The sequence below is a fragment of the Sphingomonas parva (ex Maeng et al. 2020) genome, assembly GCF_004564275.1.
GTDB classification, from domain to species: Bacteria; Pseudomonadota; Alphaproteobacteria; order Sphingomonadales; family Sphingomonadaceae; genus Allosphingosinicella; species Allosphingosinicella parva.
In genome coordinates, this window is record NZ_SPDV01000048.1 from 19,859 (window position 1) to 27,474 (window position 7,616).

A 7,616-nucleotide genomic window follows, 5' to 3' on the forward strand; every position below is an offset into this window, starting at 1 on the left:
TTTCGCGTGGCGAACCGGCCGCGGCCTCGCCGCCGCCGCTTCCCCGCCGCGCGCCCGCAGTCTAGAGGCTGGCCGTGGCCGATCTCTTCGCCAGTGACGAACCCTCGCCGCCGCCGCCGCCCGTGCCGGACAGCGCGCCGCTCGCCGACCGGCTGCGGCCGCGCAGCCTGGACGAGGTGGTCGGGCAGGACCACCTGACCGGCCCGGCCGGCGCGATCGGCCGGATGGTGGCGGCTGGACGGCTCGCCTCGATGATCCTGTGGGGACCGCCCGGCACCGGCAAGACGACGATCTCCCGCCTGCTCGCCGACGCGGTGGGCATGCGCTTCGTGGCGATCTCCGCGGTCTTCTCCGGAGTCGCCGACCTCAAGAAGGTCTTTGCCGAGGCGCGCGAGTTCGCGCGGATCGGCAAGCAGACCCTGCTGTTCGTCGACGAGATCCATCGCTTCAATCGCGCCCAGCAGGACGGCTTCCTTCCCTATGTCGAGGACGGGACGGTCGTGCTCGTCGGCGCGACCACGGAGAATCCGTCGTTCGAGCTCAACGCCGCTCTGCTCTCGCGGGCGCAGGTGCTGATCCTCAACCGGCTCGGGCCCGAGGCGCTCGGCCAGCTGCTCGCCCGCGCCGAGGATTTGGTCGGACGGGCGCTGCCGCTCACCCCGGACGCGCGCGACGCGCTCGTCGCCACCGCCGACGGCGACGGCCGCTTCCTCCTCAACCAGGCCGAGACGCTGTTCTCGATCGAGCTCGAGGAGTTGCTCGATCCCGCCGGCCTGTCGGCGCTGCTGCAGCGCCGGGTGGCGGTCTACGACAAGGATCGCGAGGGCCATTACAATCTCATCTCGGCGCTCCACAAATCGATGCGCGGCTCCGACCCGCAGGCTTCGCTTTACTATCTCGCCCGTATGCTCACCGCCGGCGAGGAGCCGCTCTACGTGCTCCGCCGGATCACCCGCTTCGCCTCGGAGGACATCGGCCTCGCCGACCCGCAGGCCCTGGTCCAGTGCCTCGCCGCCAAGGACGCCTACGACTTCCTCGGCTCTCCCGAAGGCGAGCTCGCCATCGTCCAGGCCTGCCTCTATTGCGCGACGGCGCCGAAATCGAACGCGGCCTATGTCGCGCAGAAGGAAGCCTGGCGCTCGGCGCGGGAGACCGGCTCGCTGATGCCACCCAGGACGATCCTCAACGCGCCCACCCGGCTGATGAAGGACATCGGCTACGGCCGGAACTATCAGTACGACCACAATGCCGAGGGCGGCTTCTCCGGCGACGATTACTGGCCGGAGGAGATGGAGCGGCAGGAATTCTATCGCCCGGTCGACCGCGGCTTCGAGCGCAAGATCGCCGAGCGGCTCGCCTGGTGGGACGCGCGGCGCGCCGAGCTCGGGAAGTAGCGGGAATGGCCGCCTTCGACAGCTGGGACGAGGTCATCGCCTTCGCGCTCGGCCTGCCGGAGACAGAGCTCTCGACCTCCTGGGGCCGCCCCGCGGTCAAGCTGCGCAGCAAGGCGTTTCTCTATCCGGGGCGCGAGGCGGGCAGCTTTGCCGTGGCGGCGCCGCTCCCGGAGAAGGAGATGCTGATCGAGACCGATCCCGGGACCTTCTGGGAGACCGATCATTATCGCGGCTGGCCGGCCGTGCTGGTCCGCTACGGCAGCCCGGAGCGCGAGCGGATCGAGACGGTGATCACCCGCGCCTGGTGGGACCGGGCGAGCAAGGCGCAGCGCGCCGGCTTCGGAGAGCGGCCCTGAGCCGCGACCCGGAAGCGCCGCCGCGTTTCGCCCGCTTCGCCGCGATCGACTGGTCGGGCGCGAAGGGCCGCAGGCACAAGGGCATCGCAATCGCCTGGTGCGACGCGGGCGAGAAAGCGCCGCGGCTGGTCCGGCCCGGCCACGTCTGGTCGCGCAGCGAGGTGCTCGACTGGCTGCTCGAGACGGCGGGGGAGGCCCCCACCCTCTACGGCTTCGACTTCAGCTACGCGCCGCCGATCGCCGAGCGGGGCGCCTATTTCCCGGGCGAGACCGCGCCGCCGGCCGACGCGAAGGCGCTCTGGGCCTATGTCGACCGTCTCTGCGACGACGAGGATCTCGGCGCCGCCAGCTTCATGGAGCAGCACCATCGCCGCCATTTCTATTTCGGCGCGGCCGACGGCGTGAAGGCGAACTTCCTGCACCACCGGGTGTGCGAGCATGCGTTCAATGCGACCGGCGGCGGCAAGGCCTCGACCCTCTACGACGCGGTCGGCGCGGCGCAGGTCGCCAAGGCGAGCTATGCCGGCATGCGCCTCCTGCACCGGCTGGAGGGACGGGTCCCGGTCTGGCCCTTCGACTTTACCGGGGACGCCCGCACGGATCTCCTTCCCGACGCCGGCAGCCTGGTCGTCGAGATCTACACCCGCGTCTTCATCCGGCTCGCCGGGCTCAGCGGCCGCAAGGTCCGCACCCGCGCCGACCTCAACCTGGCCTTGCGCGGGCTCGGCAGCCGGCCGACCCGGCTCGCCGCCGATCCCAGCGATCACGAGACCGACGTGCTGATCGCCGCCGCGGGCCTGCGCGCGATCGCCGGCGACCGCGCTTACTGGCAGCCTCCCCTGCTCACCCCCGCGCTCGCCCGGACCGAAGGCTGGACGTTCGGCGTCCTGTGACCGTCGCGATGACTCACGTTGCCAAGGCCGTCATTCTGGGCAACACTGCTGCCGGGGACACACAACTTTGGGGGAAATTCCATGGAATGGGCTCTTCTACCTCTCAAGCGCTACGCAGAGTTCAGCGGCCGCTCGCGCCGCAAGGAATATTGGATGTTCTTCCTGCTGATGCTCGCGGCCAATTTCGCCGTCGGGATCCTGGGAACCATTCTCGGTGACCTGATCGAGATGGTGCTGTCCCTGCTGCTGCTGGTCGCCTTCCTGATCCCCGGCATCGCGGTCGGCATTCGCCGCCTGCACGATACCGGACGGTCCGGCTGGTGGCTGCTGATCAGCCTCATACCGATCGTCGGCTCGATCATCCTGATCGTGTTCCTGGCCAGCGACGGAACGCGCGGGCCGAACGAATATGGACCCGATCCGAAGCTCGAGGGCGGCGGCATCGCCGAGCGCTTCGCCTGACCGACCGAGGCCCGCCCCGAGACATCGCGGCGGGCCTCGCATCTTCTGGCAACCACCGGCAACTTCGCGTCCGCAGCGGCATTGGAAGCAGTCCGCCCGTCCGAGATCGCGAGTGAGCCGCCGATGAGCCAGAGCCCGAGTTTCCGCGTCGACGCCAGCGAGGAGGACGGCGGCACCCGCCTGGTGGTGACGCCGAGCGAAGGCGAGCCGCATACCTATCGGATCGAGGGCGGCGAGCAGGAGCATTACAACGCCTTCTACGCCGAGCTCGCACGGGACTTCGGCACCCGCCTGCCCCGCCAGTTCGAGCCGCCGCGCCACGACGGCGACGATCCGCCCTGGCGCCCGCTGATCACCGAGAATCTCTCGCCGCAGATCCTGTGCGGCTATGGCGATCCGGCGGTGCTGAAGACCGATGAGGGCTATGTCCTGGTCGCGACCTCGAACGATGCGCCGGACGCTTTCCCGTTGCTCCGGTCCGCCGATCTCGACGCCTGGGAGCCGATCGGCTTCGTCTTCCCCGAAGGCGCGGCGCCCGCCTGGACCGCCCACGGCCGGCAGATCGGCGATTTCTGGGCGCCGGAGATGGCCCGGGTCGGCGACGAATATTGGCTGACCTACACCGCCCGGGACCGCGACAACGTGCTGTCGATCGGCCTGGCGAAGAGCCCTCATCCCTGGGGCCCCTGGAGCGACCTCGGCCGGCCGCTGCTCGGCGGCACCGTGATCGACGCCCACATCTTCGTCGACGGCGACGGCGCGCCCTACCTCTTCTGGAAGCACGACACCAACAGCCACTGGCCGCGTCCCCTCGCCGGGCTGCTGCGCGAGCGCCCCGCGCTGATCGCGCGCCTGTTCGACAGCGAGGAGGACCGCCGGACCGCCGCCTTCGCGGCCGCGGTGAAGCCCTGGGCCGACACGCGGCGGCCGATGGAGCGCTTCTTCCTGATGCAGCCGCTGATCCGCGCCGCGCTCGCCTCCTGGCCGCACGTCCGCGACGTGCTGGAACGCTGCCCCGGCGCCGAGGCGATCGCCGCCGCGATGCGCACCCCGATCCTCGCCCAGCGGCTGGCGCCCGACGGCGCCGCGCTGCTCGGCGAACCGCAGACGGTGCTGACCAACGACCTGCCGTGGGAGGGCCATCTGATCGAGGGGCCGTGGGTGACCCGCCAGCAAGGCCGCTACTGGCTGTTCTACGCCGGCAACGACTTCACCAGCCCGTCCTACGGCATCGGCGTCGCGGTCGCCGATCATCCGCTCGGGCCGTATGAGAAACAGCCCGAGCCGGTGCTTCGCTCCGGGCGCGACTGGATCGCGCCGGGCCACGCCTCGGTGGCGCAGGGCCCCGACGGAACGCCGCAGCTCTTCTTCCACGCCTTCTTCCCGGGTCGGGGCGGCTATAACGAGTTCCGCGCCCTACTCACGGCGCGGCTGCGCTTCGGGACGGACCGGGTGGAGCTCTTCTGACTCAGGCGGTCAACGCATCGCGACGGTGAGATGGGCGATAGCGCCGAGCGGGCGCAGCCGTGCCCGGATCGCCTCGCTGCTCGCCGAGCCGCTCACCTCGACGATCGCCGCCTGCGCCGCCGGCCCCACGCGCCAGACGTGGAGATCGGTCACGCGGACGTCGCCCGGCGCCTCGACGCGCGCGCGGATCTCCTGGGCCAGGCGAGGATCCGACGCGTCGAGCAGCACGCAGGACGTGTCGCGCAGCAGGTGCAGCGACCAGCGGGCGATGACCAGGGCGCCGACGATGCCCATCGCCGGATCGAGCCACACCCAGCCGAGGAAGCGGCCGGCGAGCAAAGCGCCGATCGCGAGCACCGAGGTCAGCGCATCGGCCAGCACGTGGAGGTAGGCGGCCCGCAGATTGTTGTCGCGCCCGTGATGGTGATGGCTGCGGTGGTGGTGATCATGGTCGTGATCGTGATCGTGATCGTGATCGTGGTGCGCGTGGCCGTGGTGGCCGCCCGAGAGCAGCAATGCGCTCGCCACGTTGACGGCGAGGCCGAGCATAGCGACGAGCGTCGCGTCGCCGAAATCGACGCGGGTCGGGCTGGCGAGGCGCAGCGCCGATTCTAGGGCGATGCCGAGCGCCACCATGCCGAGCACCAGGGCGGAGGCGAAGCCGGCGAGATCGCCGACCTTGCCGGTGCCGAAGCTGTAGCGAGCGCTGCCCGAATGGCGCCGCGCGTAGCGATAGGCGAGTGCCGCGACGCCGAGCGCGCCGGCGTGGGTCGCCATGTGGAAACCGTCGGCGAGCAAGGCCATCGAGCCGGTGGCGTAGCCGGCGACGATCTCGCCGACCATCATCGCCGCGGTGAGCAGGACGACCCAGCGCGTCCGCCGCGCGTTGTCGTCATGGCCGGCGCCGAGGAAATCGTGGTCGTGCGCGCCGTCCGCAGCAGCGATCAGATCGTGAGGACTCATCGCCGTTCCTAACGCGCGTAGCGGCGAACCGCCGCCATCACCTCGGCCGCGCCCTGGCTCCGTTCGGCGTCGGTGAGGCCCGGTCGGGCGACATGCTCCTCGAGATGCCGGGCGACGATCTCGTCCATCAGGGTGCCGACCGCGCCGCGCACGGCGGCGACGAGCTGGAGCAGGTCGGCGCAATCCATGCCGCCGGCGAGGCCGCGCTCGACCGCGTTGAGCTGGCCCGCGACGCGCCGCACGCGGGCGAGCAGATCGGCATTGTCGGACAGGTGCGCCATGATACCCCCCTAGGGTATCCGCTCGGCTGGGGGAAGAACTGGCCGCCAGCAAAGCGACGCCCCAAGTCTGGACCTTTGGGCGATTCTCACCCATGGAAAGGCCCGCGCCGGGTTAGCTCAGCTGGTAGAGCAACCGCCTTGTAAGCGGTAGGTCGTCGGTTCGAGTCCGACACCCGGCACCAGCGGCGCAACGGGGATGGCATAAGAAGCCGACATTCCCCGGGTGCTCCTTCGATCGGCGGCCAACGACTCAAAGCATACACTGGCGCTTCGGACCTATGCCGCCGGATCACATTGCTGCGCCATCAGGTCGCGCGGCCAAGCAGTCCGACGAGTAGCAGATAGACGCCGAGCGGAATGCTGACGAGGCTGGCGACGCGCAACTGCTTCGCGGCTTCGCTGCGTGCGAACCGAGAGCGCAGGCGTTCCGGCTCGAGGAGCATGCCGGCACCCTCGAACGTCCACCAGATCGCCACGAGGTTCACAGCGATTTCCGGGGGCGTTGCCCAATGCCGGTGCAGGGAAAGAAGCGCTGCCCCCACGAAGAACGCGATCGCGCCCACGGCGTGCATGGCGCCTGGATGGTCCCGCAGATCCGCGGTGAGCCGTCGGCTCTCCCCCTGCCTCAGCAGCCCAACCGAAGAAAGACACAGGTAAGAGCCGACCACCGGCGCCAGCCAAAGGGTCTGCTTATGTGCGGAGAGCAGGTGGTCGAACGGCATCGGCTCAGGCTAAACGGGTGAACCGAGGCTGCCAATGTCCGCCTTCCACTCCACCTCGTCATACGTGACCGGTGACTCACGATCATCTTCACTCGTCACTATGCTGCAGAGAAGCGGATAGCCGCGCCGCCCGCCTGCAATCAGCTCGGGAAGGACGGCCCGGGGTGGGAACCCAACATTTTCACCTGCCGGTGTCATGGACTTCAACGCCCTGCACCAGCCACGGTCAGTGCTTCACTTGCTGTTCGGCGTCATTGCTGGGGTATTCCAGAACCCAATCGTAGAAGCTGCCTGCTGCGAGAATGGATCCAACGCCGAGGCTAAGCCAGAATCGCACCGGCCGCTGGTCACGCTGCACAGGCTCACCCCACAGTTTACTTCTCTTCCGAATGACCAACGGCACAAGCAGGCCGACGGCGAGACAGAGCCAGATCCAAGGCTTGATCCAATCGGGAAACATCAGCGATCTCTAGGGGCAGTTTGGCAATGACCGCACAGGATCGATAGTGTTGAAAAACGTCTGCTACTGACAAGAGCGGACGTTGCTGCGGTTGAGCGCGAGCACGGCTGAGCGGGATCACCCCGCCCTCGCCGGTGACGCCTCCGGGAGCAGCTTGGCCAGCTTGCGGAGGTTCTGGGCGGTGGCGGCGAGGAGGAATTCGTCTTTCGCTCCATTTGGTCCTCTCAGCCGCAACCGATCCACTTTCAGGATCCGCTTGAGGTGCGCGAACAGCATCTCGACCTTCTTCCGCTCACGCCGGGAGGTCAGGTAGGCGTCGGTCTGCGACAGGTCGCGGGCCATGTCGCGAGCGCCTTCGTGAATCGAGCGCGGTAGCTTGCGGGCGGGCTCGTTGGGACAGCATTGCGCCCTCAAGCCGCAGCTGTCGCAGTCGAGCTTGCTGGCGCGATAGAGCAAAGTGGCGCCGTCGTTGACGAGCGTGCCGCTGGTCCGCATCGGCTTGCCACCCGGGCAGCGATATTCGTCCCGTTGGCGGTCGTAGACGAATGCCTCGCGGCTGAAGGTGCCGTCGGTGCGACGCGACTTGTCGAAGACCGGGATGTGCGGCTCGATGCCGCG

10 protein-coding genes and 1 tRNA gene are annotated in these 7,616 nt (G+C 69.0%); 6 read left to right on the forward strand and 5 right to left on the reverse strand.

Annotated elements, in window-relative coordinates; all coding sequences use genetic code 11:
- Positions 1-74: 74 nt before the first annotated feature.
- From E2493_RS18110 to E2493_RS18130, 5 genes are all read left to right on the forward strand, one after another.
- Positions 75-1,394, forward strand: coding sequence for a replication-associated recombination protein A (locus tag E2493_RS18110; RefSeq protein ID WP_135089740.1), 1,320 nt, complete (start codon positions 75-77; stop codon positions 1,392-1,394).
- A gap of 5 nt (positions 1,395-1,399) precedes the next feature.
- Complete coding sequence (locus E2493_RS18115; protein WP_135089742.1) at positions 1,400-1,750, forward strand: MmcQ/YjbR family DNA-binding protein; 351 nt, start codon at positions 1,400-1,402, stop codon at positions 1,748-1,750.
- The gene (locus E2493_RS18120; RefSeq protein ID WP_135089758.1) at positions 1,747-2,643 is read left to right on the forward strand and encodes a hypothetical protein; all 897 of its coding nucleotides are present in this window, start codon (positions 1,747-1,749) and stop codon (positions 2,641-2,643) included. Before E2493_RS18115 ends, E2493_RS18120 begins: the two co-directional genes overlap by 4 nt.
- Before the next feature lie 81 nt (positions 2,644-2,724).
- On the forward strand, positions 2,725-3,105 hold the full coding sequence (locus tag E2493_RS18125) for a DUF805 domain-containing protein (RefSeq protein ID WP_135089744.1): 381 nt from the start codon (positions 2,725-2,727) through the stop codon (positions 3,103-3,105).
- A 123-nt stretch (positions 3,106-3,228) separates the two neighbouring features.
- Complete coding sequence (locus tag E2493_RS18130; protein ID WP_135089746.1) at positions 3,229-4,572, forward strand: glycoside hydrolase family 43 protein; 1,344 nt, start codon at positions 3,229-3,231, stop codon at positions 4,570-4,572.
- A 9-nt stretch (positions 4,573-4,581) separates the two neighbouring features.
- Here E2493_RS18130 and dmeF read toward each other — a convergent pair whose 3' ends face one another.
- Together dmeF and E2493_RS18140 are read right to left on the reverse strand one after the other, a co-directional pair.
- Positions 4,582-5,535 (reverse strand): CDF family Co(II)/Ni(II) efflux transporter DmeF, encoded by a 954-nt coding sequence (gene dmeF / locus E2493_RS18135; RefSeq protein ID WP_135089748.1) that lies wholly within the window; start codon positions 5,533-5,535, stop codon positions 4,582-4,584.
- A gap of 8 nt (positions 5,536-5,543) precedes the next feature.
- Complete coding sequence (locus E2493_RS18140) at positions 5,544-5,816, reverse strand: metal/formaldehyde-sensitive transcriptional repressor (protein WP_135089750.1); 273 nt, start codon at positions 5,814-5,816, stop codon at positions 5,544-5,546.
- A gap of 106 nt (positions 5,817-5,922) precedes the next feature.
- On the opposite strand from E2493_RS18140, the gene E2493_RS18145 reads away from it, so the two are divergent.
- Positions 5,923-5,998: transfer RNA gene (locus E2493_RS18145), tRNA-Thr, on the forward strand.
- 123 nt (positions 5,999-6,121) lie between these two features.
- Here the strand turns inward: E2493_RS18145 and E2493_RS18150 are convergent.
- The 3 genes from E2493_RS18150 to E2493_RS18160 all read right to left on the reverse strand — a co-directional run.
- Positions 6,122-6,538: a hypothetical protein gene (locus tag E2493_RS18150; protein WP_135089752.1), complete on the reverse strand. Its 417-nt coding sequence runs from the start codon at positions 6,536-6,538 to the stop codon at positions 6,122-6,124.
- A gap of 226 nt (positions 6,539-6,764) precedes the next feature.
- On the reverse strand, positions 6,765-6,998 hold the full coding sequence (locus E2493_RS18155; RefSeq protein WP_135089754.1) for a hypothetical protein: 234 nt from the start codon (positions 6,996-6,998) through the stop codon (positions 6,765-6,767).
- A 117-nt stretch (positions 6,999-7,115) separates the two neighbouring features.
- Positions 7,116-7,616 (reverse strand): transposase (locus tag E2493_RS18160; protein WP_191993021.1); only part of this gene is annotated, 501 nt, incomplete at its 5' end.